This window comes from Cryobacterium inferilacus (genome assembly GCF_019599185.1).
In the GTDB taxonomy this organism is placed as follows: domain Bacteria; phylum Actinomycetota; class Actinomycetes; order Actinomycetales; family Microbacteriaceae; genus Cryobacterium; species Cryobacterium inferilacus.
The window spans coordinates 1-24,678 of record NZ_JAIEUL010000002.1; the positions used below are offsets into that span (position 1 = coordinate 1).

Below are 24,678 nucleotides of genomic sequence, written 5' to 3' on the forward strand. Positions count from 1 at the left end.
CAGAGCGCCCGCCCGGTCGTTCCCACCAAGCGCGGAGCGCGAACGCCCCGGGACACTCCGGTGCTGATCGCGACCGGCCCGGGCCAGGTGTGGTCGTGGGACATCACCGACCTGCGCTGCCCGTGGCGGGGCAAAGCATTCAAGGCGTACTCGATCATCGACATTTACTCCCGCAAGATCATGGGCTCCCGCGTCGAGGACCGCGAGAGTGACGACTTCGCGGTGGACATGTTCAAGACCGCATTCGAACTCCACGGCAGGCCTGAGTTCGTCCACGCGGACAACGGATCCGCGATGCGCTCCAACAAACTCGCCGATCTCCTCGTGGCACATAAGGTCGCCAAGACCCACAACCGGCCCTACGTCTCTAACGACAACCCGTTCTCCGAGTCCGAGTTCCGCACCATGAAGTACCGGCCCAACTACCCCGGCACCTTCGAGACACTCGAAGCCGCACGCGAGCACCTCGCCGACTACGTGCCCTGGTACAACACGAACCACCGGCACTCCGGCATCGCGTTGTTCTCACCCCAGCAAGTCCACGACGGCACCTGGCGCCACACGCACCGCATCCGCGACCGCGCCCTGCAGCGCTATCACCGCAAGCACCCTGAACGATTCCGCGCCCGACCGACAACACCCGCACCCGCCGGCACAGTCGGCATCAACATCCCCAAAGAAACCGTCAATATCTAACCCAAGTGACTCCACTCAGCTTGACATCGCCCGTTCGGGAACAGTTCCGGCTCGGGTCTGGCCGGGCGGGTCAGGCGACCCGGGTGAGCGCCGTGAAGGACATCGTGGCCGACTGGCCGTTCTGGCAGGTCTGGTAGAGCAGGTCGTGCCCGCGGGGCACATCGGCGGTGCTGTGCCTGGACGCGCTGAGCATGGCCACGATGCCGTCCACCCGGTAGGTGCCGGCGTGCACCCCGGTGAGGGTGATCAGGGTGCCGGCCTCATCGGGAAAGTCCTTGCCGCCGCACGACCAGTGTTCGGCGATGGTGGGCACCTCGTCGTAGTGCGCGGTCACGTCCACCGAGCCGATGCACTGGTCGAGTTCGGGGTTCCACCCGATCGCGTGCACATTGTTGGTGTACCGCTCGGCCAGGATGCGGTCCTGCTGGGCCTGCCACTCGGCCATCGCCCGCGTCACGGCCGCCACCGGTTCGGCCAGCTCGGCGGCGACACCGTCGACACCGGCCGAGACGTCGAAGCTGACCGTGGACAGCGCCAGGGCGTTCTCGCGTACGCCGGTGCCCAGCTGCAGGAGCGTGCCGGTGTCGGCGGTCGAATCGGCGGTGCTTTCGGCCGCCGTGAGCTCCTGAGCGGCGGCGCTCAGCCGGGCGGTGGCCGAGCTGATGGCATCCGCCAGGTCGGTGCGCGGCTGCTCGCTGAGCACCTTGCCCGCGCTGTCGGCGAGCGTGGCGACGGCGGCGTCGAGGGCGCTCTCGCCGGCGGTGACGGTCTGTACGGCGGCGGACTGCTGCGTGCGGAAGGCCGCGGCGGCCGCGTTGTAGTCGCCGCGCGCCGCCGACAGCGTGGCGACGTGCACTCCGAGCGCGCCGACCAGAACCAGGCCCACGACGCTCGCGCCGGCGATCATGCGGGTGCGTGCGGGCCGTGCAGCCCGGTCGGGCCGCGCAGGGCGGATGCGGGCACGACGGATGCGGGCTCGCCCCGCTCGCCCGACGTCCTCGGTCATCCGTGCCCCCTGCCCTGCCCGCCCGGAGTGGCCCGCGCGTTTCCCAGAATCCTACCGACCCCGTGTTTCGGGCAGGCAAACTGTGGGGTATCGGCGGGGCCGGCGGAGCATCTGGACGGATTCGTTCGGCGTGGGCCACACTGACCAGCATGAGCACTCCGACCCACCCCGACCCGCCGGTGCACATCGGGACGTCGGGCTGGAGCTACGACCACTGGGAGAACGTGCTCTATCCGGCCGGGCTGCCGGCCGCGAAGAGGCTGGCGCGCTACGTGGAGGCCTTCGACACCGTGGAACTGAACGCCAGCTTCTACCGCTGGCCCCGACCGGCCACCTTCGCCGGCTGGCACCGACGACTGCCGCCGGGGTTCCTGCTCTCGGCGAAGGCCCCGCGCGGACTCACCCACGCCAAGAGGCTCTACGCCCCCGAGGTGTGGGCCGACCGGATCAGCGCCGGCTGGCACGAGCTCGGCGACCGCCGGGCCATCCTGTTGGTGCAACTACACCCCGGCCACGAACGCGACGATGCCCGGCTGGACTACTTCCTCGGCGCGCTGCCACCGTGGATCAGGGTGGCGGTGGAGTTCCGCCACCCCAGCTGGCACGTCGACGACGTGCTCGCCATCCTCGAGCGCCACGGCGCCGGGTACTGCGTGCTCAGCGGCGCCGGGCTGCCCTGCCTGCTGCGGGCCACCGCACCGTTCGTCTACCTGCGGCTGCACGGCCCCGACCACGATCACCTCTACGGCGGGTCGTATTCCGATGCCGACCTGCGTTGGTGGGCGGACCGCATCCGCGAATGGCAGGCGCAGGGCCTGGCGGTGTTCGCCTACTTCAACAACGACGGCGGTGGTTTCGCCGTGCGGAACGCGTGGACCCTGCGCGCCGAGCTCGGGGTGTGAGAATGCCCGCACAATGCCCCTAGCGCCGACGCGGGCAGTGGGATATGTAAACGGTGAATCGAACCGGCCAAATGCCCCGCAACCTGGGTAACGGCACCGATCGCCCCCGTACCCGGTGCATAGAATTGTGGCCCCGGACGCCGTTCGACGAGTCGCACGCGTCGTGCCCGCACCCCCAGGGGGCGCATCTCCAGCAGAGGTAATCATGACCGAGACCCACGTCGCGTCCACAGTTCTCACCGAGTTGGCCGCCGTGCTCTCCGACGCCCAGATCGCCACCGGCGTGCGGGCCGACGGCAACCGTCGGGACCAATCCGAGGGCACCCTGAGCGGCGTGCCGCTGGCCGTGGTCTTTCCGGCCAGCACCGCCGAGGTCGCCGCCGTGGTCACCATCGCGGCCGCCCACCGCATCCCGATCGTTCCGCAGGGCGCCCGCACCGGACTGGCCGGCGGCGCGAACGCCATCGACGGGGCCATCGTGCTGAGCACCACCCGGCTCAAGAAGATCCTCGCGATCGACACCGCGAACCAGACCGCCACCGTGCAGGCCGGCGTGCGCACGATCGCCCTGGCCCGCGCCGCCGAGGCCGTCGACCTGTTCTACCCGCCGGACCCCGGTTCCTGGCGGGCGTCCACCATCGGCGGCAACGTGGCCACCAACGCCGGCGGGATGCTCTGTGTGAAGTACGGCGTCACCGGCAACTTCGTGCGTCAGCTCACGGTGGTGCTCGCCGACGGGTCGATCGTGCGCACCGGTCAGCGCACCATCAAGGGCGTCGCCGGTTACAACCTCACCGCGCTGTTGGTGGGTTCGGAGGGCACCCTGGGCATCATCACCGAGATCACGGTGGGGCTGCTGCCCAAGCCCGGTAGTCCGTCCGGCGTCGCGGCCACCTTCGACACGGTGGCGGATGCCCTCGACGCGGCCAATACGATCGTCGCCGGCGCGCAGCGGCCCAGCGTGCTCGAATTCCTCGACGGTGCCTGCATCGCGGCGATCAACGCGTTCGACCCGACCTCGATGCTGCCGGCGGGCGCCGGCGCGCTGCTCCTGGTGCAGTCCGATGAGATCGGCCGGGCGCACGACGATGTCGAAGCGTACGCCGCGGTGCTCCGGGCCGGGGGAGCAGGCGACGTCACGATCGCGCACGACGCCGAGTCGCTCGCTCGGCTGATGAGCGCCAGACGCCTGCTGCACCCGGCGGTGCAGGCGGTGCGTGGGGGTGCGCTGAACGAGGACGTCACGGTGCCGCGTTCCCAGCTGCCCGCGCTGCTGCTCGGCCTGGCCGAGATCGCCCTGGAACTGGACGTTCCGATCAGTACCGGCGGCCACATCGGCGACGGCAACCTGCACCCGGTGATCGGTTACGACCCGGCGGTGCCGGCCGAGATCGATGCCGCCCACGCCGCCTTCGCCCGGGTCATCGACCTGGCGATCTCACTGGACGGCTCTGCCTCGGGGGAGCACGGCATCGGCGTGCTCAAGCGGGCGCACCTCGACGACGAACTCGGCCCGGTCCTGCGCGACCTGCAGCGCAGGGTCAAGCTGGCCTTCGACCCGCACACCCTGCTCAACCCCGGCAAGAAGCTCTAGGGTTTCGCCGCCCAACTGTTCCCGAACCGGACAAATGGTCCCGGTACACCGGACGCAATTGTCCGCAGCGGTAACAGTTGTTCCGGCTCGGCGGCGCTCAACGCCGGGTGACCGGGGTGTTCACCCCCGACGGCACTGACTTTTCGGCCGGGGCCACGTACTATCGCCAGTAGGCGCCAGCCGACGCCTGAGAACGGCTACGGAGGTACGAAGTGGGCATCAACGACGACGACATCACGACAGACGCGCAGGTTCCCGGCGAGGGTACCGCTGACGGCGGGGCCAACCCCGACGGACACGACGGCGGTGCCGACGGCGCCGCCGACGCCGGTGAAGGCACCGCAGACGGGGGCGCCAACCCCGAGGGCCACGACGGCGGAGCAGACGGCTCGGCGTCGGAGGAGGGCGTCGCCGACGGCGGCGCGAACGCCGACGGGCACGACGGCGGCGCCGACGGATCGGCCTGATGCCGGGCGACGAGCGCGGGTCGGCTGACCGACCCGCGCTCGCGCGCCTGCTCGCCGGTTCGCCGCAGGACTTCGCCACCGAGAACTGGGCGAACAGCGCCCTGTTCGCCAGGGCGGCCGAGCTGCCAGGCGGATTCACCGACCTGTTCACCGCCGACGCCGTCGACGAGCTCGTCACCCGGCGCGGCCTGCGCACCCCGTTCGTGCGGATGGCCAACGAGGGCTCGGTGCTGAACGCCGCCAGGTACACCGCCCCCGGTGGTTTCGGCGCCGAGATCGGCGACCAGGTGAGCGCGGACAAGGTGCTCGACGAATTCGCCGCTGGGGCCACCCTGGTGCTGCAGGGCCTGCACCGCACCTGGACCCCGCTGGCCGAATTCACCCGGCAACTGGTGGCCGACCTGGGCCACCCGGTGCAGGTGAACGCATACATCACCCCGGCGTCAGCGCGCGGCTTCGACCCGCACTACGACGTGCACGACGTCTTCGTGATCCAGATCGCCGGCCAGAAACGCTGGCGCATCCACCCGCCCGTGCACACCGACCCGCTCCGCAGCCAACCCTGGGACGACCACCGCGCCGAGGTCGCCCTGGCCGCCGAGCAGCGCCCGCAGATCGAGGAGACCTTCAGCCCGGGTGACGTGCTCTACCTGCCGCGCGGCTGGATCCACTCGGCAACCGCTCTCGGTGGCACCTCGATCCACCTCACCATCGGCGTCGCCGCGCTCACCCGCCACGACGTGTTGCGCGAGGTGTTGGCGCGGGCAGAGACCGCCGACACCCTGCGCACCGCTCTGCCGCTCGGCATCGACCTGGCCGATCCCACCGTCGTCGCCGCTCTGGTCGCCGAGGCCGTGAACGATCTGGCGGAGTTCAGTCGGTCAGACCCCGGACAGGCCACGACTGTCGCGGCCCGGCTGGCCAGCCGGGTGCGTGACTCGACCCGCCCGGAGCCGATCGCGCCCCTGGCCACCGTCAACAGCGCCGCCGCGCTGCACGAGGCGACCACCCTGAGCCTGCGCCACGGGCTCTCCGCCCGGCTGGTCGACGACGGCTCCCGAGTGCGGCTGATGCTGCCGGGCAAGACGGTCGAGCTGCCCGCCGAAGCGCGAGACGCCCTGACCGCCGTGCTCACCGGCGACACCGTGCGGGCCGGGGACCTGCCCGGCCTCGATCCCGCCTCCGCCCTCGTCGTGGCTCGGCGCCTGGTGCGCGAGGGCGTACTGGTCGTGCGGTGACCGGCGCGCACCCGCCAGACGGCCCGGCCCCGGGGTGGCTGCCGTGCAGCGACCGCTCGGTCGAGCGCGACGATCCCCTCGAGGGCACCGCCGGCTACGGCGAACGCTGGTTCCTCGTCGAGATCGACGGGGCCTGGGGCGCCCACGCCTTCCTGCAGTCCCAGCTCGATCCGGCACTCGGACGCCGACTGGTCCGGCGCATCGAGGGTGCGGGCATCCGCCCGTTGGCGATTCGCCGTACCGGACGCACGGCAGACCAGCGGCGTAATCAATCGACCTGGCGGTGGGCGGCCGTGGACGCCAGGCCGGGGCACGAGTCCGTGCACTGGGGATCGGTCGATGACCCCGCCGACCTGATGACGGTGCCGCTGGACGGATCCACCGGCGAGTTGTCGACCGAGCCGGTGATCTGCGTCTGCACCCACGCCCGCCATGATCAGTGTTGCGCCGTGAAGGGGCGCCCGGTGGTCACCGCGCTCGCTCGGGAGCATCGACGCGCCACCTGGGAGTGCTCGCATCTGGGCGGCGACCGGTTCGCCGCCACCCTGATCCTGTTCCCGCACGGCCTGTACTACGGCAGGGTGACCGGGGCGGATGCGCCAGGTCTCGTCGACGCCTACCGTCACGGTCTCATCGAGCCGCGCTGGTTCAGGGGCCGCAGCGCCCTGCCCAATGTGGTGCAGGCGGCCGAGGCATTCGCCAGGGCCGACCGCGGTGACAACCAGCTGCACGCCTTCCAGTTCGCCTCCTGGACCGAGTCAGGGTCGGTGCACACCGTGCTCTTCACCCACGGCGGCGAACCCGTCGCGGTTCGCTTGGCGGAGACCCTCTCCCCGCCGTTACTCAGCACCTGCGCGGCCACCACGGCGCGGCCGGTGCGGCAGTTCGAGATGCTCTCGATCGAGCCGGGTGGGCGGCCCTGATCAGGCCGAGAAAACGGCCCATGCCCGCGGGGGAATACGGGACTTTGGTCCCGGTTTTCCGGCTTAGCCCGAGAGTAGTGTTCAGAACAGAGGGCGAGCCACCGGTTCCGTCGCACCACCCGGGACCCCGTGGATCTGCTCTCGTGGCCCGACTGCTGGGTGATACACCCAGATCAGCGGGAAAGCCTCGATCCTAAAAGGAGAGCGAACCATATGACCGTCACAGATGGCATCAGAAGCGACCAGCGTGGACCCGCAGAAAGCGGCCCCGCCGAATTCGTCAGCGGCCCGTGGCAGGACTCGATCAACCTGCGCGACTTCATCCAGCGCAACTACACCCCGTACCTGGGCGACGCGAGCTTCCTCGCCGGCGCCACCGAGCGCACCACCGGCGTCTGGGCCAAGCTGTCCGCGATGTTCCCCGTGGAGCGCGAGAAGGGTGTCTACGACATCGACGCGACGACCCCGTCGTCCATCACCGCGCACAAGCCCGGCTACATCGACAAGGACAACGAGGTCATCGTCGGCCTCCAGACCGACGCGCCGCTCAAGCGCGCGATCATGCCCTTCGGCGGCTGGCGCATGGTCGCCACCTCCCTCGAGACCTACGGCTACCCCGTGTCGCCCGAACTCGAAACGATCTTCACCGACTACCGCAAGACCCACAACACCGCGGTCTTCGACGTCTACCCTCCCGGCGTGCGCCGTGCGCGCAGCAGCCACCTGATCACCGGCCTGCCGGATGCCTACGGCCGTGGCCGCATCATCGGTGACTACCGTCGTGTTGCCCTCTACGGCATCGACGCCCTGATTGCCGGCAAGAAGAACGACCGCGCCGAGCTGGACATGGAGCCCTCGACCGAGGACATCATCCGTGCCCGCGAGGAGAACTCGGAGCAGATCCGGGCCCTCAAGGAACTCGCTCAGATGGCCGCCAGCTACGGCTTCGACATCTCCAAGCCGGCCAACACGGCCAAGGAAGCCATCCAGTGGCTGTACTTCGCCTACCTCGGTGCGGTCAAGGAGCAGAACGGTGCGGCAATGTCGTTCGGCCGCAACGCGGCCTTCCTCGACGCCTACATCGAGCGCGACCTCGCCGCAGGCACCCTGACGGAAGAGGGCGCCCAGGAGCTCATCGACGACCTGGTCATCAAGCTGCGCATCGTGCGGTTCCTCCGCACCCCGGAGTACGACGAGATCTTCGCCGGAGACCCCACCTGGGTCACCGAGTCGCTCGCCGGCATCGGTGAAGACGGTCGCCCGCTCGTCACCAAGACCGCGTTCCGCTTCCTGCAGACCCTGTACAACGTGGGCCCCGCACCCGAGCCGAACCTGACCGTGCTGTGGAGCGACAAGCTCCCCGAGGGCTTCAAGCGTTTCTGCGCCCAGGTCTCGATCGACACGTCCGCCATCCAGTACGAGTCCGACGAGCTCATCCGCAACGAGATGGGTGACGACGCCGCCATCGCGTGCTGCGTCTCCCCGATGCGGGTCGGCAAGCAGATGCAGTTCTTCGGAGCCCGCGTCAACGCCGTCAAGGCGCTGCTGTACTCGATCAACGGCGGTAAGGACGAGGTGTCCGGTAAGCAGATCGCGCCGGCCACCGCGCCGAACACCGACGAGATCCTCGACTACGAGACCGTCTTCCCGGCCTACCTCGAGACCCTCGAGTGGCTTGCAGAGACCTACGTCACCGCACTGAACTGCATTCACTACATGCACGACAAGTACGCGTACGAGCGTCTCGAGATGGCACTGCACGACAAGGAAATCATCCGCACCCTCGCCTGCGGCATCGCCGGCCTGAGCGTGGTTGCCGACTCGCTGTCCGCCATCAAGTACGCCAAGGTGCGCCCGGTTCGCGACGAGACCGGCCTGGTCGTCGACTACACCGTCGAAGGCGAATTCCCCACCTTCGGTAACGACGACGACAAGGTCGACGCCATCGCGGTCGACGTCATGGAACGCTTCATGACGATGATTCGCAAGCACCCGACCTACCGTGACGCCATCCACACCCAGTCGATCCTGACGATCACGTCCAACGTGGTCTACGGCAAGGCCACCGGCAACACGCCCGATGGTCGCCGCAAGGGTGAGCCGTTCGCACCGGGTGCCAACCCGATGAACGGCCGCGACACGCACGGCATGCTCGCGTCGGCACTCAGTGTCGCCAAGCTTCCGTACAGCGAAGCGCAGGACGGCATCTCGCTGACCAACACGGTTGTTCCGAGCGGCCTGGGCCACACCAAGGACGAGCAGATCACCAGCCTGGTCGGCCTGCTCGACGCGTTCACGTCGGCCACCGGTTACCACCTGAACGTCAACGTGCTCAATAAAGAGACGCTCGAAGACGCGATGCTGCACCCGGAGAACTACCCGCAGCTGACCATCCGAGTTTCCGGCTACGCCGTGAACTTCGTTCGCCTCACCCGCGAGCAGCAGATGGATGTCATCAGCCGCACGTTCCACTCGCACTAAAGAAACACCCCACACATGACCGGCAACGCTAGGTAGGACGAGACCATGACCGCGATCAACCTCGGCTTCCCTAGCGTTGCCTGTCCTGTAGTAGAACTTTCCGGAGAGCACGTCGACCTGTCGGCGCCCGTCTCCGATGACGTCAGCGCCCTCACCGACGCCGACCGCAAGGCCGAGCTGCACACGCTGGAAATGAAGGCGATCCGCGAGGGCACCGTCGCCAGTGTGCACTCCTGGGAGCTCGTGACGGCCGTGGACGGCCCCGGCACCCGCATGACCCTGTTCCTCTCCGGCTGCCTGCTGCGCTGCCAGTACTGCCACAACCCGGACACCTGGAAGATGCGTGACGGTCTCGTCACGCCCATCGACGAACTGGTCGCCAGGATGACCCGCTACCTCGGCGTCTTCAAGGCCACCAACGGCGGCCTCACCATCTCCGGCGGAGAGCCGCTGATGCAGCCCGCGTTTGTCAAGCGGATGTTCAAGGAGGCGCATGCCCTCGGCGTGCACACCACCCTGGACACCTCCGGCTACCTCGGTAAGAGCGCCTCGGACGAGATGCTCGACAACATCGACCTCGTGCTGCTCGACGTGAAGTCCGGCCTGCCGGAGACCTACAAGAAGGTCACCGGCCGGGAACTCGCGCCGACGATCGCGTTCGGTGATCGCCTCGCCGAGCGCAACATCCCGGTCTGGGTTCGCTTCGTGCTCGTTCCCGGACTCACCGACGCCGTCGACAACGTCGAGGCCGTCGTGGACATCGTCAAGAGCTGGCCCAACGTGCAGCGCGTCGAGGTGCTGCCCTTCCACCAGATGGGCGAAGACAAATGGGATCGCCTGAGCATCCCGTACCCGCTGCACGGCGTGCACCCGCCGGAGAACGACCTGCTCGCGCGTGTGAAGGGTCAGTTCGAGGCCAGGGGACTGACCGTTTTCTAGCCCGCACCGAAAATATCGGCCTTTCGCATAGAAATTTGCCGGACTTAATTATGCTTCTGACCAGCTTTTTAAGTGTTACGACTTCGAAGCACCGGGACTTTGTGCCCTGACCGGGAAAATCGCAAGCTGCCAGACTGTGAATATCTTCAGAATCACAACGAAAGGCAACACCGTGTCAACAGCAACCGTTCCGGCCACCACCCTCGGCGCCACCAAGGTCAAGGTCCTCAAGCTCATCGGTTGGGCCGGAATCCTCGGCGCCGTCGTCATGATCATCGGCGGTGGAGTGGTCTGGGGCGTCGTCAGCTCGCAGCTTGCCGCCGAAAAGATCACCGTCGCCGAGGACGCCTCGTTCCTCGCCGGCGCCCCCGTTGTCGGCCCGTTCTCCGCACTGGCGCAGGCCGACATCATCAACCACCACGCAACCGACATGGCCGGTGGCAACACCTACGCCGAGTTGGACAAGGAAGACCCGCTGCGTGCGACGGTCATGAACGCCTCGTTCCTGCGCACCTCGCTCTTCACCTCGGTCGTCTCGTTCGGCGTCTCGGCCTTCGCCATCGGCATGGGCATCCTGTCCGGCCTCTTCGGCTACGCCATCCTGACCCTCGCTCCGGCCTGGCCCAAGAAGAACGCGTAAGCGCTCCGCATCACCTCGAACGCCCCGTCCAGCCTCGCTGGACGGGGCGTTCGGTGTTTCCGGCCGGTAACGAAGTCGGCCGAATCGTGCACGCGGCGCGCGCAGCACCTACTCTGAGCGAGAGCCCTCGTTCGGGGGCCGACCTACTCTGCGGTGCATCCGCGGATGCCGCGCTCGAACGCGGCGGATTTTTCACCCTGGGGGACACATGAGCGCGCACCGCTTTCGCACCCGTCGTGCCGCGCTGGCGCTGGCGCTGGCCGCCCTGCTCTGCAGTAGCGCGGCAGCCGTGCCAGCAGCAGCCCAGCCCGCCGCCGTGCCCGCTGCAGCGGCACCTGCTCTGCCCGGGTGGCTGCACACCTCGGGCGGCAGCATCGTGACCGCCGCCGGTGCGCCATACCTGGTCAAGGGAGTGTCCTGGTTCGGCCTGGAAACCAGTAACTGCGCACCCCACGGCCTCTGGACCATCTCCCTGGCCGCCGGGCTGGCCAAGATCAGGTCGATGGGCTTCACCACCGTGCGCGTGCCGTTCTCCAACGAGTGCCTGGCCGCGACATCGACAAGTTCGATCAACTACGCGGTCAATCCCGACCTGGCCGGCAAGACGCCGCAGCAGGTGCTCGACGCCGTCGTCACGAAGGCCGCCGCTGCCGGGCTCACGGTCATTCTCGACCGGCACCGGCCCGGCTCTGCCGCGCAGTCCGAGCTCTGGTACACCGCCGAGTACAGCGAGAAACGCTGGATCGCCGACTGGACGGCGCTGGCCGGCCGGTACAAGAACAACCCGACCGTGATCGGTGTCGACCTGCACAACGAACCGCACGGACCGGCCTGTTGGGGCTGCGGCGACCCCGCCACCGACTGGCACGCGGCCGCGACCCGCGCCGGCAATGCCGTGCTGGCCGTCAACCCCAAGCTGCTGATCCTGGTCGAGGGCGTGGAAACCCAACCCGGCGGCAGCACCACCTGGTGGGGTGGCGGGCTGAGCGGAGTCGCGAAGAAGCCCGTGAAACTGGCCGTGGCGAACCGCGTGGTCTACTCGCCACACGACTATCCGGCATCCGTCTACCCGCAGAAGTGGTTCAGTGCCGCCACCTACCCGGCCAACCTCACCGCGGTGTGGGATGCGAACTGGGGCTACATCAGCAAGCGCGGCATCGCCCCCGTACTGTTGGGCGAGTTCGGCAGCAAGCTCGAAACCCGCTCGGATGCCCAGTGGCTGGGGGCACTGGTGCGGTACCTCGGCGCCAACAAAATGAGCTTCGCGTACTGGTCGTTCAACCCCAACAGCGGGGACACCGGCGGAATCGTCGCCGACGACTGGGTGACCCCGCAGGCGGCGAAGCTGACCGCGATCAGACCGCTGCTGGCCGGCACGGTGCCGCCGGCGGCGACGCCCAAGCCCAGCACGCCCAAACCCACGCCGAAGGCGACGGTCGCACCGAAGCCGACGCCGAAACCCACGCCGAAGGCGACGGCCGCACCGAAGCCGACGCCGAAGCCGAGCACACCCAAGCCCACGCCGGTCAGCGGTCGGGGCGCCACCGCCATCTGGAACCTGCAGAGCTCCTGGGGTGCGGGCTACGTCGCCGAGGTGCTCGTCACCGGCACCACCGGGGTCAAGGGGTGGAGCGCCACCTGGCCGGACACGACGGCCACCGGCATCGTCAACGCCTGGGGGATGACCTGCACGGTGAAGGTGAAGACCTCGGTCAGCTGCACCGGAACGGGTTGGGCCGGCCCTGTCGCTGCCGGCCAGACCGTGCGCGCCGGAGTGCAGGTGTCGGGCAGCGGAGCCCCGTCGGCTCCCCGCCTCGGGTTCAGCACAAAATAGCCCAGCGGGGGCGTCGCGCGTTGACGGCTCAGTATGTCAACGGCCCAGTGTGTCAACGGCCCAGTGTGTCAACGGCCCAGTACGTCAACGGCCCAGCATGTCGACTTCTCAGTACTCGGTGGCGCCCTCGGCGTCGTCGCCCCAGCTGATGATGCGCGGCGGCAGCGGGTATTCGTGGCTGCCGTTCTCGGCCAGCACCTCCACAGCCACGAGCCGCGGCGCAGCCGAACCGGCCTGGCTCACGAACCAGCCGCCCACGAGCACCACGTCACCGACGGTGGAGGCGACACTCACCCCGGTCACCGTGAACGGACCGTAGGCCGAGTCGACGAACCGTGCCGACACCAGGTCGCCGTGCTGCACCCGCGGCATCATTGCAGCCGACCCGTCCTCGCCGGTGGCGGGATCGTGCGGAGCGGCGTCCAGGTTCAGGGCCTGCAGTGACTTGTGCGGCTTGAGGTTCTGTTCGATGGAGCGGCCGCCAACGGTGAGGGTCTTGACCGACTCCGAGATGAACGCCGTACCCGCGATGGTGAAGGCCCCGTAACGCTTGGTGAGGAACACCGCGCTCACGCTGCTGCCGGACTCGAGCGACGCAATCGCGTCGGTCAGAACCTTGACGTTGCGCCTGGTGGGCACATTGGGCATTGCCGGACCGGCCATCTTTTCCTCCTGAGAACGTGACACGCCACTCTAACCTCTGCCCTCCCATCGGCTCCGGCGATGCACTCTCTGTGGCTCCAGCGTGGCGCCGGCCGCGGCGGGATGTTCCCCCCATTCGAGGGCTTCGGCAAGCCCCTAGCGACAACCGTGCCTGCGGCATTGAGTGGAGATCTCTGCAGGTGGGGGGAAGGGCGAGTTCAGAGCGATGGTAGGCAGTCGATGATGGTGGGCAGTCAATGGTGAGCAACGGTACGAACGGGATGAACGGCACCGGGGTCACTCCGCCGCGATCGGCCGGAGGGGTGCTCGGCGCCCTGCTCGGGCTGGTCGCGACGAGCGCCGTGGCCGGCCTCCTCGTCACGGTGAGCCTCACCCCGGTTTTGGCCCTCACCGGCGTCACCGCCAGCACCACCATCGGCACCTTCGCGAACCTGCCGGACTATCTGGCCATCGAACCGCTCGCCCAGCGCAGCAACATCTACGCCACTCGATCCGACGGCACCCCGGTGCTGTTGGCGACCCTCTACGACCAGAACCGGGTCGAGGTCGGTTGGGACGACATCGGCCAGAACGTCAAGGACGCCGCGATCGCCGGTGAAGACCCGCGGTTCTACGAACACGGCGGTGTCGACGTGAAGGGCACGGTTCGCGGAGCGCTGACCACAGCGCTTCGGGGCACGGTGCAGGGTGGCTCGTCGATCACCCAGCAGTACGTCAAGAACGTGCTCGTGCAGCGGTGCGAGACGCTCCCCACCGACGCCGAGATCGCCGACTGCTACGACGAGGCCACCCAGACGACGGTGGTGCGCAAGCTCAAGGAGATGCGGCTCGCCATCGGGGTGGAGAAGAAATATGCCAAGAACGACATTCTGCGCCAGTACCTCAACATCGCCGGCTTCGGCGGCCGGGTGTACGGCATCGAAGCGGCGGCGGACTACTACTACAACAGCACCGCGGCGAACCTGACGGCGGCGCAGGCCGCAAGTCTCACCGCCATCGTGAACAACCCGGACAAGTTCCGCCTGGACCGGCCGGAGAGTGAAACCAACGGGGCCGCCAACGGCTACCGCGACAACAAGCAACGCCGCGACTACATCCTGGGGGAAATGCTCCGGTTCCAGAAGATCACCCAGGCCGAGCACGACGAGGCCGTCGCGACCCCGATCGAACCCGTGATCAACGAGCCCAGCACCGGATGCCAGACCGCCCTCGCCGACGCCTTCTTCTGTGACTACGTCACCCAGGTGCTGGCCAGCGACCCCGTCTTCGGTCCGGACGAGGCGACCAGGCTGAAGAACTTCCGCAGCGGTGGTTACGACGTGTACACCACCCTGGACCTCGACCTGCAGCGCGCGGCCGTGCTCACCCTGAACGACAACGTGCCCAAGAGCCGGCCAGGCTGGGACGTCGGCGGTGTCATCTCCAGCGTCGAGGTGGGCACCGGCAGGGTGCTCGCCATGGCTCAGAACAAGGATTACAGCCAGGACCCCGAGGTGCAGGCCACCGGGAACAACTGGACCAGCGTGAACTACAACACCGACTTCGCCGATGGCGGCTCCCGCGGCTTCCAACCCGGGTCGACCTACAAGGTCTTCACCCTCGCGGAGTGGTTGAACACCGGCCACCGCCTGGAGGAGCGCGTCGACTCCGCCCCCAAGTCCCGCTGGGGTACCTTCAACGACAGCTGCCTCGGCCCGCAGAACTACGACTCGGAGGGGTGGAGCCCGAAGAACGACGCCAACGAGTCCGGCGGCAGGTACAGCGCCCTCGAGTCCACGATCAGGTCGATCAACACGGGGTACATCGGCATGGCGAAGCGGCTGGACCTGTGCGGCATCCGCAAGATGGCCGAGTCCTTCGGCATGCACCGGGCGGATGGCGAGCCACTGAGCCAAAGCGCCGCAGCGGTGATCGGCACCAACGAGGTCGCCCCGCTGAGCATCGCGGTCGCCTTCGCCGGCATCGCCAATCGTGGGGTCACCTGCAGCCCGGTCGTGATCGACCGGATGGTCGATGCCTCCGGCGAGGAGGTGCCGATTCCCTCCACCCGGTGCACCGAATCGGTACGACCGGAGACCGCCGCCCAGATGGTGTCCGCGCTGAGCCGGGTCATGACCGGCGGCACCGCGACCCAGTCATACACCGACACCGCACCGAGGGTGCCGGTGATCGGCAAGACCGGCACGACGGATGGCGCCAAGGACACCTGGATGAGCGGGGCGAGCAGTGAGGTCGCCACGGTCGTGGGCGTGGTCAGCGTGACCGGCAACGGCAACCAGCGTGCGATGCGATTCCCGAGTGGCCCCGTCGCCACGGCGCGTCACCGGATGTGGCCGGATGTGATGTCGGTGGCCAATGAGAAGTACGGCGGCGAGATGCTCGAGGGGATCCCGGTCGAGCGGCCCGAGGGTGGCGACGACGACAACGGCAACGGCAACGGCAACGGCAACGACGCCGGCAACGACAACGACGAGACCGACGAGGACGAGGACTAACGCCCCATCGCGCACCGCGCAGTGGCGTGGCACCCGCTGGGCGGCGTGGCACCCGCTGGGCGGCGCGGCACCCGCGCAGCGCGCCGCGCGGGTCGTGCGCCGATTCGCGGGTGGCGTGCCACCCGCGATGTGGCGCCGTGCCCGCGCACCGTTCGCTGGTCGCCGGTGCGAGGGCGCCTCGCCCGCGCGGTGGCGCGGCACCCGGCGCATCGTCGCGCCTCTGCCCGCGCAGTGCGCGAGAGCAGCTCCGGTCAGGCGCTCCTGGTGGACCAGAGATCGAATGCCGCCGTTCCGGAAGCGACCTGCCGGCGGGGATGCGGCCCGGTGGCAGTCGCCGGATCCGCGCGCGAGTCCCGGCCGGCCACGACTGTTCCTGGCACGCCATCGCCTGTCGCACCCTGAACGGCTGCGCCCTGAGCGGCCGCCTCCTGCTCTGTGGCCTCCTGGTCGAGCAGGGCGGCCGCCCTGGCAGCTTTGGCCGCTCGGGCTCGCGCCTTCGCGCGCTCCTTGGCCACTGCCACCAGATCCCACATGTCCTCACCGGTGACCGAGACCCCACGGGCACCGGAGCGACGGGTGCGGCCGCGCACGAGCATCAGGTCGGTCTGGAAGATCCCGCCGCCGATGCGCTCCTGAGCGTCGTGGAAGAAGACCACATTGGAGACCGGGCCGGTGCCGTCGTCGAGGCTCACGAACACCACGCGCCGGCCGCCGCGCATCGGCGGGGTGTTCGTGGCACGGCGCACACCCGCCAGCAGCACCTCGGTGCCGCCGGGCAGGGTGGCCAGCTCCGACGCCGGGGTAACTCCGAGGTCGGCGAACAGCGGGTAGTACTTGCGCATCCGATGGCCGGACACGGCCAGGCCGGTGTCGAGAAGCTCGAGATCCGATTGGGTGCGGCCCCGCAACTGCAGCGAGGTGACGGCCGTGAACCGTGCGCCCGAGTAGTCGAGCACGGGCAGCGGCACCTCGAAGGCGAGCTGGTCGTCGTTGATCACCACTGCGGTGCCACGCAGCGACTGGATGTGGGCGAGGAGTTCGTGCCGGCGGGTGCGGTCGTGGCCGATGAAGCTGTCCAGCGCCCCCACCCGGGCCAGCGCCTCGAAGGTACGCCCGCGCGGATGCACCCGGTCGCGAAAATCCTGCAGCGAACTGAACGGCTGGTGCCGCACGATCCGGGCGCGTTCGGCGTCACTGGAACCGCTCAGCTCGAGCAGGGGCATCCGGATGCCCTGGCCGGTCTCGCCGACGGCCTCCACCCGGTAATCCAGGCCGCTCTTCTGCACGTCGAGGCCGAGCACGGGCACGCCGAGCACCCTGGCCTCGGCCACGAGCAGGTCCTTGGGCCACATCCCGGGGTCGTGCGTGAGCAGCCCGGCGAGGAACGGCGCCGGATGGTGGGTCTTGAGCCAGGCGGACTGATAGGTGGGCAGGGCGAACGCCGCACCGTGGGCCTTGGCGAAACCGAAGCTGCCGAACCCGGCCAGGACCGTCCAGATGCGGTCGACGGTGCCCGCGACGAAGCCGCGCAGGGCCGCGTGCTCGCGCACATACGCTTCGATGACGGGCAGCTGGGCCGGCTTGCCCAGGTGCCGGCGCAGCACGTCGGCGTAACCGAGGCCACAGCCGGTGAGTTCGTCGAAGAGGCGCATGACCTGTTCGTGGAAGATCACCACCCCCTTGGTCTCGCGCAGAATCGACTCGAAGCGGGGGTGGATGTAGTCCGGCGCGACCTCACCGTGCCGTGCCCGCAGATAGGTGAGCGGCATGTTGTTCTGCATCGGGCCCGGCCGAAAGAGCGAGATCTCCACGGTGAGGTCGTTGAACACCTCGGGCTGCAGCTTGCCCACCAGTTCCATCTGGCCGGGGGACTCGAGCTGGAAGATGCCCAGGGTGCGGGTGGACCGGATCAGCTCGTAGGTCGCCGGGTCGTCGAGCGGCACCCGGTCGAGGTCGATCTGCTCGCCGGTGAGCCGATGGTGTTCCTCGAGAGCGTGCGCCATCGCCGACTGCATCCGCACGCCCAGGATGTCGAGTTTGATCAGGCCCATCGGGTCCATGTCGTGTTTGTCGAACTGCGACATCGGCAGGCCCATCCCTGACGCCTGCACGGGGGTGCGGTCGAGCAGGGAGGCGTCGGAGAGGATGACCCCGCAGGGGTGCACCGAGATGTGCCTGGGCAGCCTGTCCAACCGGGCCGTGAGGTCCACGAGTTGCCCGAGCTGGGCTGAGCCGGCCACCTCAGCGGCCAGATCGGCGAGCTCGGGCTTGTCCGCCAGGGCGGCGCGGAAATCACGGGCATTGAAACGCCACATCTGCTTGGCGATCGTGGACACCTGCGTGTCCGGCAGGCCGAGGGCCAGGCCGGCATCGCGCACGGCGCCGCGACCGCGATAGGCGTTGGTCATCGACATCAGCGACACCCGGTCGCCGCCGAAGGTGTCGAAGATGGTGCGGTAAATGTCGTGCCGTCTGGCGGATTCGACGTCGAGGTCGATGTCGGGCAGGGTCTGCCGTTCGGGGGAGAGGAAGCGTTCCCAGAGCAGCCCGTTGGAGATCGGTTCGACAGAGGAGGTGTGCAGGGCGTAGTTGAGCACCGAACCCACACCGGATCCGCGGGCCTGGATGCGGATGCCCATGCCGCGCACGATGTCGGCCACCCTGGCCACGGTGAGGAAGTACGAGGCGAATCCGAGCGACTCGACGGTGGCCATCTCGTGGGCGAGCCGTTCGTGCGCCGCGTGCACGGCCGATGCGCCCACCCGGGTGTAACGGTCGTCGACGCCGTGCCTGGCGCGGGCCCAGAGCTCGGTGAGCGGGTCGCCGATGATCCCGATCACGCCGGCCTCCGGCATCCGTGGGCGGCCGAGCCCGATGTCGGTGGCCGGGTCGAGCGCGCACCGGTCGGCCAGATCCTGGGTGTCGCGCAGCAGGAGGGCCAGGGCGCCGTCGCTGTGCTGCCCGGCATCGACGACCATGCGGGCCACCTGCCGCATCGCGGCGGCCGGTTTGAGCCAGGCCTGGCCGTTCACCTGCAGGTGCATGGCCTGCAGTCGGGTGGCCTGCAGGTGCTCCAGCTGAGCGAGCGGCGTGAGGTGCCTGGCCGCGTCGGCCAGGTCGGCGGTGACGGCCTCGCCCGGCGTGCCGTAGCGCACGGCGTTGCTGAGCACCGCGGGAAGCTGCGCGTGCTCGGCCAGCGCGAGCATGCGGGTGGCCGGCGCGACACTGCCGGGGGTGCCGGGTTGGGCGAGGTGGCAGACGATCTCGAGGGCAACGGACTGCTCTGGCATCAGCCGCAGCCAGTCGGCCAGGTGCGCCCGCGCCGCAGTGTTGTCGCGGCGTTCGATGGCCATGCCCACGTCGGATGCCGGTCCAAGCAGGACCGTCAGCGAGCTCAAGCCGGCCAGCTGGGCGAGGCGTGAGCGCGGGATGCTCGGCGCCCGCCCTGGCACCCGCACCGTGGTCTCGTGGGCGCTGGAGACGGCCCGGCACAGGGCCGCGTAACCGCGCCCGGCGGTGCCGCCGTGCGCCAGCACGACCACCCGTCCCAGGGAGGCCAGGTCGTCATCGTCGTGCACCTCGAGATCGGCGCCGAGACCGGCGGCGATGCCCTCGGCCACGCAGGCCCGCACGTGCTTGACGGCCCCGTAGAGGCCGTCCCTGTCGGTGATCGCCAGGAAGGTCGCACCGTCGGCGGCCGCCTGCGCGGCGAGGGCCTCCGGCATGCTCACACCGAAGTGGGTGGAGTATGCGCTGGCGACGTGCAGGTGCGGGAAACTCATGGCGGGCTCAGCCCCAATCGAGCGAGAGCACCCAGGTGCCGTCGGCATCGTGGCGCAGGTCGTACCGGTGCTGTTCCTCGGTGCCGCGCGCGGCATCCACCCGCCAGAGTTCGGTGTCGATGCGGGTGGGCGTGCCGTCATCCTCCCACCAGCGGGTGCGGGTGAAGACGGCCTGGGGCTGACCGATGACGGTGTGCTCGAATCGGTCCCAGACGAATGCCAGCGGGTCTCCGTCTGCGGAGAGTTCGACCTGCACCGCGGTGTCGATGATCTGGGGCATGGAGCGCCTTTCGAACGAGGGGATCGAACAAATGTTCGATATTCGAAAGTGTAGGTCACTCCTCCGACAGGCGCCAGCGGGAGGGCCCGCTTTTCCAATCTCGGCCGGGCGAGCGTAGCATTTCAGTGGGACGTCAGGCACGACTGCGCCGGCCCCTGGAGGTACACATGTCACTCAAAGTGGAGGCTCAGCCCGCGCGTTCGGCGGAACCGGACACCTCTCCCGTCGACTCCACGGTGGAGACACCGCCGGCTCCGGTTGCGCTGGTCACCGGGGCCGGATCGATCATCGGTCGCGCCGTGGTCGCCAGGCTCCTGGCCAACGGTTACGCGGTGGCCGGCGTGGATGTACAGGAGACCGAGCCCCTGAGTGAGAAACACCTCGTGCTGGTGGGCGATGTCGGCGTCGAAGCGGACTCCAACCACGCGGTGACGCAGGCCCTGGACACCTTCGGCCGGCTGGACTCCGCCGTGCTGCACGCCGACATCGGTGCATCCCGTTCGTTGCGGGTTCCCGGCAGCGTCGCAGAGGGCGAGCGCCTGCTCGCGCGCAATCTCAACAGCATCGCGCTGGGCATCCAGTCTGCGGTGAACGGACTCTCGCTCGACGGTCACCGCAGCATCGTCGCCACGGCCTCCGTGGCCGGCCTGCTCGCCGACCCGGGCAACTGGGCCTACCACGCGTCGAAGATCGCCATGATCGACCTGGTGCGCTCGTCTGCGCTCACCTACGCGGCGAGGGGGATCCGGGTGAACAACGTGGCCTCGGGGCTGGTGCGCGCCGACGCGGGCGACCCCAACCCGGCCGACCAGTCCTTCGGGCGGGATTTCTCCCGCCGCATCCCGCTCTGCCGGTTGGCCGAGCCCGCCGAGATCGCCGAGGTGATCGCCTTCCTGCTCTCTCCGGCGGCCTCCTACGTCACCGGGATCACCGTCGCGGCCGACGGCGGGCTGACGGCATCCGCGGGCCTGGTCTTCTGACCGGGCGATCGCAGCTGAATCGGGCAACCTGCCAATGCCCTGACCAAACCGCGACCATTCCGAGCCGGACCGATCGAGGTGGCAGAATGTCGCTTCGGGGCAAACCGTTCACCGGGTTGCTCCGAACGACTAACGGAGACCCGTGGCTGGCAGCGTTGCTGGCCGGGGTGTCACACCGGCGAGGAGCGCTTGTGCGCGGCTGCGTCGCGGGATCGTGTTGCGGAATGATGGCGGATGCATCCGCCGAGAGGGAGGCATCGTGGGGACCCACACAACGCTGGATGCGATCAGGGACGCCGACGGCATCCTGGCCGGCATCCGCTACGCAGACGATCTGACCATCGCCGCGAGCCGGGACGGCGGCAACCGGGCCGTGCGCCTGCTCGCCCAGGCCGCGCTCGATCCCACCGACCAGGTCACCGCCATCGCCGCAGTGCACGCCCTGGCGCAGGTTTTCGACGAGTCAGCCGATGACGTCCTGGCCACGCTGCTCGAACACGAATCCGGCTTCCTCCGCGAGCACGCCGCGTGGGCCTTCGGCACCAGGCTGCCTCGATTCGACGCCATCGCCGGGCTGTTCCGCATGGTCGTCGACGGCGGCTTCGCCGGCATGATCGCCCAGCGCACCCTCGAAACCTGGGCATCATCCGTTCCCGAACACGTGGCCCTGGCCGCAGAGGGGGCCATGCTCGGTGTCGCCGATCCGGCCGCCCGTGCCCGACTCGTCGAGACCATCGGCCTCATCACCGGTCGTATCCCACAGCGGATGCTGGCCCGCATCGCGGCCGACCCGGCGGAAGGGCTCGACGCGCGAGCGGCCGCTGTCGCCGCCCTGGGCGACCGGCCGGCGACAGACGCCGCCATCACGCTCGTCAGCGATCTGGCCCGCGGCGACGACGACCTGGCCGAGGTGGCCAGGCTCGCCCTGCTCGACCTCACCGTGCCCGCCTACCCGCGGGCGCCGTGGAGTCAGGGCCAGACCGTGGCCCAGCTCTTCCTACACGCCGACATCGATGGTGCACTCAGCCAGGTCGGCTCCGGCGACAACGGCGGCATCGCCACCCTGCTGGTGCGCCTGGGTGACGCCCTCGTCGCCGGTGAGTCGCCGGCCGTCGACCGGGTGCTCACCCTCTCCAGGGGTGGCCCCGCGGATGCCCTGGCCTGCCTGCCCGAGGTGAGCTCCACCCTGTCCGGCCACGCCTTCGCGACGGTGCCCTTCCTCGGCGCACCCATTTCCTCCGCCGACTCCTGGCCGAGACGGGTGGCCGTGCAGCGCGGCATCCGCCGTATTCTGCGCGCCGCAGGCACCGTCGACGTCGTGCACCTGCGGATGGCCGACGTCGGCACCCTGGCGGCCTCGACCGTCGCCCGCGAACTGGAGATCCCGGTGGTCTTCACGGTCGCTCCAGACCCGCACAGCGTCATCAACGCCATGGACGCGGCCGGTTCGCTCACCCGCGCCAACTTCGGCGCCGTCGACGAGGTCGAGCACTTCTGGTTCCGCGCCCGGCTGGTGCAACGGATGGCCGCCGACGCCGCCCACACCGTGCTCTTCCCCCGCCCCGAGCTGGAGCGGGACATGCGCACCCTGGTCGGAATCGACATCACCGCGCACCCCGAGCGCCACTCGGTCGTGGCCGAGGGCATCGATCTCAGCGTGATCGACCGGTCGGTGGCCGCCGCGGTCGCGGAGGACTCGAGCGAGTTCGCCGACCTGGACACCCTGCTGCAGACCCTGCCGGCCGAGCGCCGTCACCTGCCGCTGGCCGTGACCGTGGGTCGGCTGCACCGGGTGAAGGGCATGGCCACCCTGGTGCACGCCTGGGCCGATGACGCCGCACTACGCGAGCGCTGCAACCTGCTCATCGTCGGAGGAGACCTCGCCCACCCGACGCAGGACGAACGCGGCCAGCTCGACCTGATCGGCACGGCGATTCCCCTGGACACCGCGGCCGAGCACGGCCTGCTGCTGGCCGGCCACCGGGCCAACGATTCGGTCGCCCGCTGGCTGGCCGCCGCCCGGTACGGCCGACCTGGCCTGGCCGCCCCGAACGGTGTGTACGTCTGCGCGAGCATGAAGGAAGAATTCGGCATCGCCCTGCTCGAGGCCATGGCCACCGGCCTCACCGTCGTGGCCCCGAACGCCGGCGGACCGGCCACCTATGTCGAGGACGGCACTACCGGATTCCTGGTCAACACCGCGGATGCCGACCGTCTTGCCGGCGGGATCACCGACGCCCTCGACCTGGCCGGCGGCCCGTTCGGTGCGGAGTTCGCCCAGCGCGCCGCGGACATGGTCGCGGGCACCTTCGCGATCCAGGCCATGGCCGGCACCCTCGCCGAGGTCTACAGCTCGGTCGCCGAAGCCCAGGCCGCCCTCAACTTTGCGTTGAGCGCCTCATGACCCTCCTCATCATCAGCCCGGACTACGCGTCCCACCTGTTCCCGCTCGCGACCCTCGGTACCGCCTGGCAGGCGGCCGGTGAGCGTGTGGTGGTGGCCAGCGGACCCGCCACGGCCCAGATCGTCGCCGACTTCGGTTTTGAACGCGTGAATCTGCAGCTCGGCCGCGGGTCCAACCCCGGCACGATCCGCGCCGAAGACCAGCCCACCGGAGAGGACGACGCCCTGCGCGGTTTCTTCGACGCCACCCGGGTCGGCCTCGTCGAGACGCTCAGGTTCCAGGCAGAGGCCCGCAGCAGCGACCTGCTCTGGAACCCCGTCGTGGTGGCCCGCGAGGTGCAGCGCATCATCGCCGAGGTGAAGCCGGACCAGGTGATCGTGGATCACCTCGCCTTCAGCGCACGGCTGGCCCTGATCAGCGCAGGGGTGCGGCACGCCGACGTCGTGCTCGGGCATCCGACCGCCCTGCCCGTTGGTGACGAGGTGTACGGCTCGCCGGTACAGTGGCCCGTCGCATTCACCCCGGATGCCGACGAACTCACCCAGCTGCGGCTGCTCTGCGAGCGGGTGCGCGACGACTTCACCCTGCAGTGGAACGACGCCCTCCTGCAGCTGGACCCGGCCGCGCCGCCCAGCGGTGACGCGTTCACCGAGACCGGTGACGTTCTGCTGCTGAACTACCCGGCCGAGCTGCACGATCCCGCGCGCACGGCGCTGCTGCCCGAGCACGCCTTCCTCGGCTCCGCGGTGCGCACAGAGGCCGATGACCCAGCGGTCATCCGCTGGCTGGCCGAGGTCGATGACCGTCCCCTCGTCTACGTCAGCTTCGGCAGCTTCCTGTCGGTGCGCGGTGACGTGCTCGCCCGGGTGGCCCAGGCCCTACGCGGCCTCGACGTGAACGTGGCCATCGCCGTCGGTTCCACCGAGGCGAGCGAGCTCGGCCCCATTCCCGAGTCCTGGCTGGTGCGATCGTTCCTGCCCCAGGTGGCGCTGCTGGGCCGGTCCGCGTTGGCCGTCACCCACGGCGGCAACAACTCCGTCACCGAGGCCATGACCGCCGGGGTGCCGCTGCTGGTGCTGCCGTTCTCCACCGACCAGTTCGCCGGTGCCGCCGCGCTCGACGACTGCGGTTTCGGGCTGTCCCTCGACCCGAACACCGCCACCCCGGATGAGCTGCGGCAGGCGGCTGCGGCGCTGCTCGAGCTCGGCGGCGAACCCCGGGCGCGGCTGACCGCCCTCAGCGCGTCGCTGGCGAACGATGCCGGCCCGCGCCGGGCCTACGCGGCGCTGCAGGAGCTGCCGAACACGGCCAGGCCGGCGGCCTAAGCGCCTGGCCGCCCCTCAGTTAGGCCGGG

General features: G+C 69.3%; 18 protein-coding genes. 14 read left to right on the plus strand and 4 right to left on the minus strand.

Annotation, left to right across the window (positions count from 1 at the left end; genetic code table 11):
• Window positions 1–696 (plus strand): DDE-type integrase/transposase/recombinase (locus K2F54_RS01900; protein ID WP_220604163.1); only part of this gene is annotated, 696 nt, incomplete at its 5' end.
• A 70-nt stretch (window positions 697–766) separates the two neighbouring features.
• On the opposite strand, the gene K2F54_RS01905 is transcribed toward K2F54_RS01900, so the two are convergent.
• Window positions 767–1,702 carry a hypothetical protein gene (locus tag K2F54_RS01905; protein WP_220604164.1) on the minus strand — a complete coding sequence of 312 codons (936 nt, stop codon included), beginning with the start codon at window positions 1,700–1,702 and terminating at the stop codon, window positions 767–769.
• Window positions 1,703–1,851: 149 nt separating this feature from the next.
• Here K2F54_RS01905 and K2F54_RS01910 point away from each other — a divergent pair, with 149 nt between their 5' ends.
• From K2F54_RS01910 to K2F54_RS01950, 9 genes are all read left to right on the plus strand, one after another.
• Window positions 1,852–2,604, plus strand: a complete 753-nt coding sequence (locus K2F54_RS01910) for a DUF72 domain-containing protein (RefSeq protein WP_220604165.1) — start codon at window positions 1,852–1,854, stop codon at window positions 2,602–2,604.
• A 205-nt stretch (window positions 2,605–2,809) separates the two neighbouring features.
• On the plus strand, window positions 2,810–4,198 hold the full coding sequence (locus tag K2F54_RS01915) for an FAD-binding oxidoreductase (protein ID WP_220604166.1): 1,389 nt from the start codon (window positions 2,810–2,812) through the stop codon (window positions 4,196–4,198).
• A gap of 212 nt (window positions 4,199–4,410) precedes the next feature.
• Window positions 4,411–4,665, plus strand: coding sequence for a BatC protein (locus K2F54_RS01920; RefSeq protein WP_255576607.1), 255 nt, complete (start codon window positions 4,411–4,413; stop codon window positions 4,663–4,665).
• The gene (locus tag K2F54_RS01925; protein WP_255576608.1) at window positions 4,665–5,903 is read left to right on the plus strand and encodes a cupin domain-containing protein; all 1,239 of its coding nucleotides are present in this window, start codon (window positions 4,665–4,667) and stop codon (window positions 5,901–5,903) included. The genes K2F54_RS01920 and K2F54_RS01925 overlap by 1 nt, the downstream gene beginning before the upstream one ends.
• Window positions 5,900–6,826: a ferredoxin family protein gene (locus K2F54_RS01930; protein ID WP_308287461.1), complete on the plus strand. Its 927-nt coding sequence runs from the start codon at window positions 5,900–5,902 to the stop codon at window positions 6,824–6,826. The genes K2F54_RS01925 and K2F54_RS01930 overlap by 4 nt, the downstream gene beginning before the upstream one ends.
• Window positions 6,827–7,039: 213 nt before the next feature.
• Window positions 7,040–9,307 (plus strand): formate C-acetyltransferase, encoded by a 2,268-nt coding sequence (pflB, locus tag K2F54_RS01935; protein ID WP_220604168.1) that lies wholly within the window; start codon window positions 7,040–7,042, stop codon window positions 9,305–9,307.
• 45 nt (window positions 9,308–9,352) lie between these two features.
• A complete protein-coding gene (gene pflA, locus K2F54_RS01940; RefSeq protein WP_220604169.1) occupies window positions 9,353–10,246 on the plus strand; it encodes a pyruvate formate-lyase-activating protein in 894 nt (297 codons plus the stop codon).
• Window positions 10,247–10,418: 172 nt separating this feature from the next.
• Window positions 10,419–10,886, plus strand: a complete 468-nt coding sequence (locus K2F54_RS01945; RefSeq protein ID WP_220604170.1) for an aromatic ring-opening dioxygenase LigA — start codon at window positions 10,419–10,421, stop codon at window positions 10,884–10,886.
• Window positions 10,887–11,094: 208 nt separating this feature from the next.
• Window positions 11,095–12,720 carry a cellulase family glycosylhydrolase gene (locus tag K2F54_RS01950; protein WP_220604171.1) on the plus strand — a complete coding sequence of 542 codons (1,626 nt, stop codon included), beginning with the start codon at window positions 11,095–11,097 and terminating at the stop codon, window positions 12,718–12,720.
• A 108-nt stretch (window positions 12,721–12,828) separates the two neighbouring features.
• Here K2F54_RS01950 and K2F54_RS01955 read toward each other — a convergent pair whose 3' ends face one another.
• Window positions 12,829–13,383, minus strand: coding sequence for a hypothetical protein (locus K2F54_RS01955; RefSeq protein ID WP_220604172.1), 555 nt, complete (start codon window positions 13,381–13,383; stop codon window positions 12,829–12,831).
• Window positions 13,384–13,619: 236 nt separating this feature from the next.
• Between K2F54_RS01955 and K2F54_RS01960 the strand changes: the two genes are divergently transcribed.
• A complete protein-coding gene (locus K2F54_RS01960) occupies window positions 13,620–15,878 on the plus strand; it encodes a transglycosylase domain-containing protein (RefSeq protein ID WP_220604173.1) in 2,259 nt (752 codons plus the stop codon).
• Between the two features lie 251 nt (window positions 15,879–16,129).
• On the opposite strand, the gene K2F54_RS01965 is transcribed toward K2F54_RS01960, so the two are convergent.
• Window positions 16,130–19,660, minus strand: coding sequence for a DNA polymerase III subunit alpha (locus K2F54_RS01965; RefSeq protein WP_220604174.1), 3,531 nt, complete (start codon window positions 19,658–19,660; stop codon window positions 16,130–16,132).
• A 7-nt stretch (window positions 19,661–19,667) separates the two neighbouring features.
• Window positions 19,668–19,940 carry a hypothetical protein gene (locus K2F54_RS01970; RefSeq protein ID WP_220604175.1) on the minus strand — a complete coding sequence of 91 codons (273 nt, stop codon included), beginning with the start codon at window positions 19,938–19,940 and terminating at the stop codon, window positions 19,668–19,670.
• A gap of 167 nt (window positions 19,941–20,107) precedes the next feature.
• Between K2F54_RS01970 and K2F54_RS01975 the strand changes: the two genes are divergently transcribed.
• The 3 genes from K2F54_RS01975 to K2F54_RS01985 all read left to right on the plus strand — a co-directional run bounded on the left by K2F54_RS01975 (window position 20,108) and on the right by K2F54_RS01985 (window position 24,649).
• Entirely contained in the window at window positions 20,108–20,920 is an 813-nt protein-coding gene (locus K2F54_RS01975; RefSeq protein WP_220604176.1) for an SDR family NAD(P)-dependent oxidoreductase, read from the plus strand.
• Window positions 20,921–21,179: 259 nt separating this feature from the next.
• Window positions 21,180–23,324: a glycosyltransferase gene (locus tag K2F54_RS01980; RefSeq protein ID WP_220604177.1), complete on the plus strand. Its 2,145-nt coding sequence runs from the start codon at window positions 21,180–21,182 to the stop codon at window positions 23,322–23,324.
• The gene (locus K2F54_RS01985; protein WP_220604178.1) at window positions 23,321–24,649 is read left to right on the plus strand and encodes a nucleotide disphospho-sugar-binding domain-containing protein; all 1,329 of its coding nucleotides are present in this window, start codon (window positions 23,321–23,323) and stop codon (window positions 24,647–24,649) included. Before K2F54_RS01980 ends, K2F54_RS01985 begins: the two co-directional genes overlap by 4 nt.
• The last annotated feature ends 29 nt before the right edge of the window (window positions 24,650–24,678 follow it).

Coding starts and splice junctions, on each gene's coding strand:
- K2F54_RS01905 (WP_220604164.1), bottom strand. CDS start 1,702: ATGACCGAGGACGTCGGGCGAGCGGGGCGAGCCCGCATCCGTCGTGCC.
- K2F54_RS01910 (WP_220604165.1), top strand. CDS start 1,852: ATGAGCACTCCGACCCACCCCGACCCGCCGGTGCACATCGGGACGTCG.
- K2F54_RS01915 (WP_220604166.1), top strand. CDS start 2,810: ATGACCGAGACCCACGTCGCGTCCACAGTTCTCACCGAGTTGGCCGCC.
- K2F54_RS01925 (WP_255576608.1), top strand. CDS start 4,665: ATGCCGGGCGACGAGCGCGGGTCGGCTGACCGACCCGCGCTCGCGCGC.
- pflB (WP_220604168.1), top strand. CDS start 7,040: ATGACCGTCACAGATGGCATCAGAAGCGACCAGCGTGGACCCGCAGAA.
- pflA (WP_220604169.1), top strand. CDS start 9,353: ATGACCGCGATCAACCTCGGCTTCCCTAGCGTTGCCTGTCCTGTAGTA.
- K2F54_RS01950 (WP_220604171.1), top strand. CDS start 11,095: ATGAGCGCGCACCGCTTTCGCACCCGTCGTGCCGCGCTGGCGCTGGCG.
- K2F54_RS01955 (WP_220604172.1), bottom strand. CDS start 13,383: ATGGCCGGTCCGGCAATGCCCAATGTGCCCACCAGGCGCAACGTCAAG.
- K2F54_RS01960 (WP_220604173.1), top strand. CDS start 13,620: ATGGTGAGCAACGGTACGAACGGGATGAACGGCACCGGGGTCACTCCG.
- K2F54_RS01965 (WP_220604174.1), bottom strand. CDS start 19,660: ATGAGTTTCCCGCACCTGCACGTCGCCAGCGCATACTCCACCCACTTC.
- K2F54_RS01970 (WP_220604175.1), bottom strand. CDS start 19,940: ATGCCCCAGATCATCGACACCGCGGTGCAGGTCGAACTCTCCGCAGAC.
- K2F54_RS01975 (WP_220604176.1), top strand. CDS start 20,108: ATGTCACTCAAAGTGGAGGCTCAGCCCGCGCGTTCGGCGGAACCGGAC.
- K2F54_RS01985 (WP_220604178.1), top strand. CDS start 23,321: ATGACCCTCCTCATCATCAGCCCGGACTACGCGTCCCACCTGTTCCCG.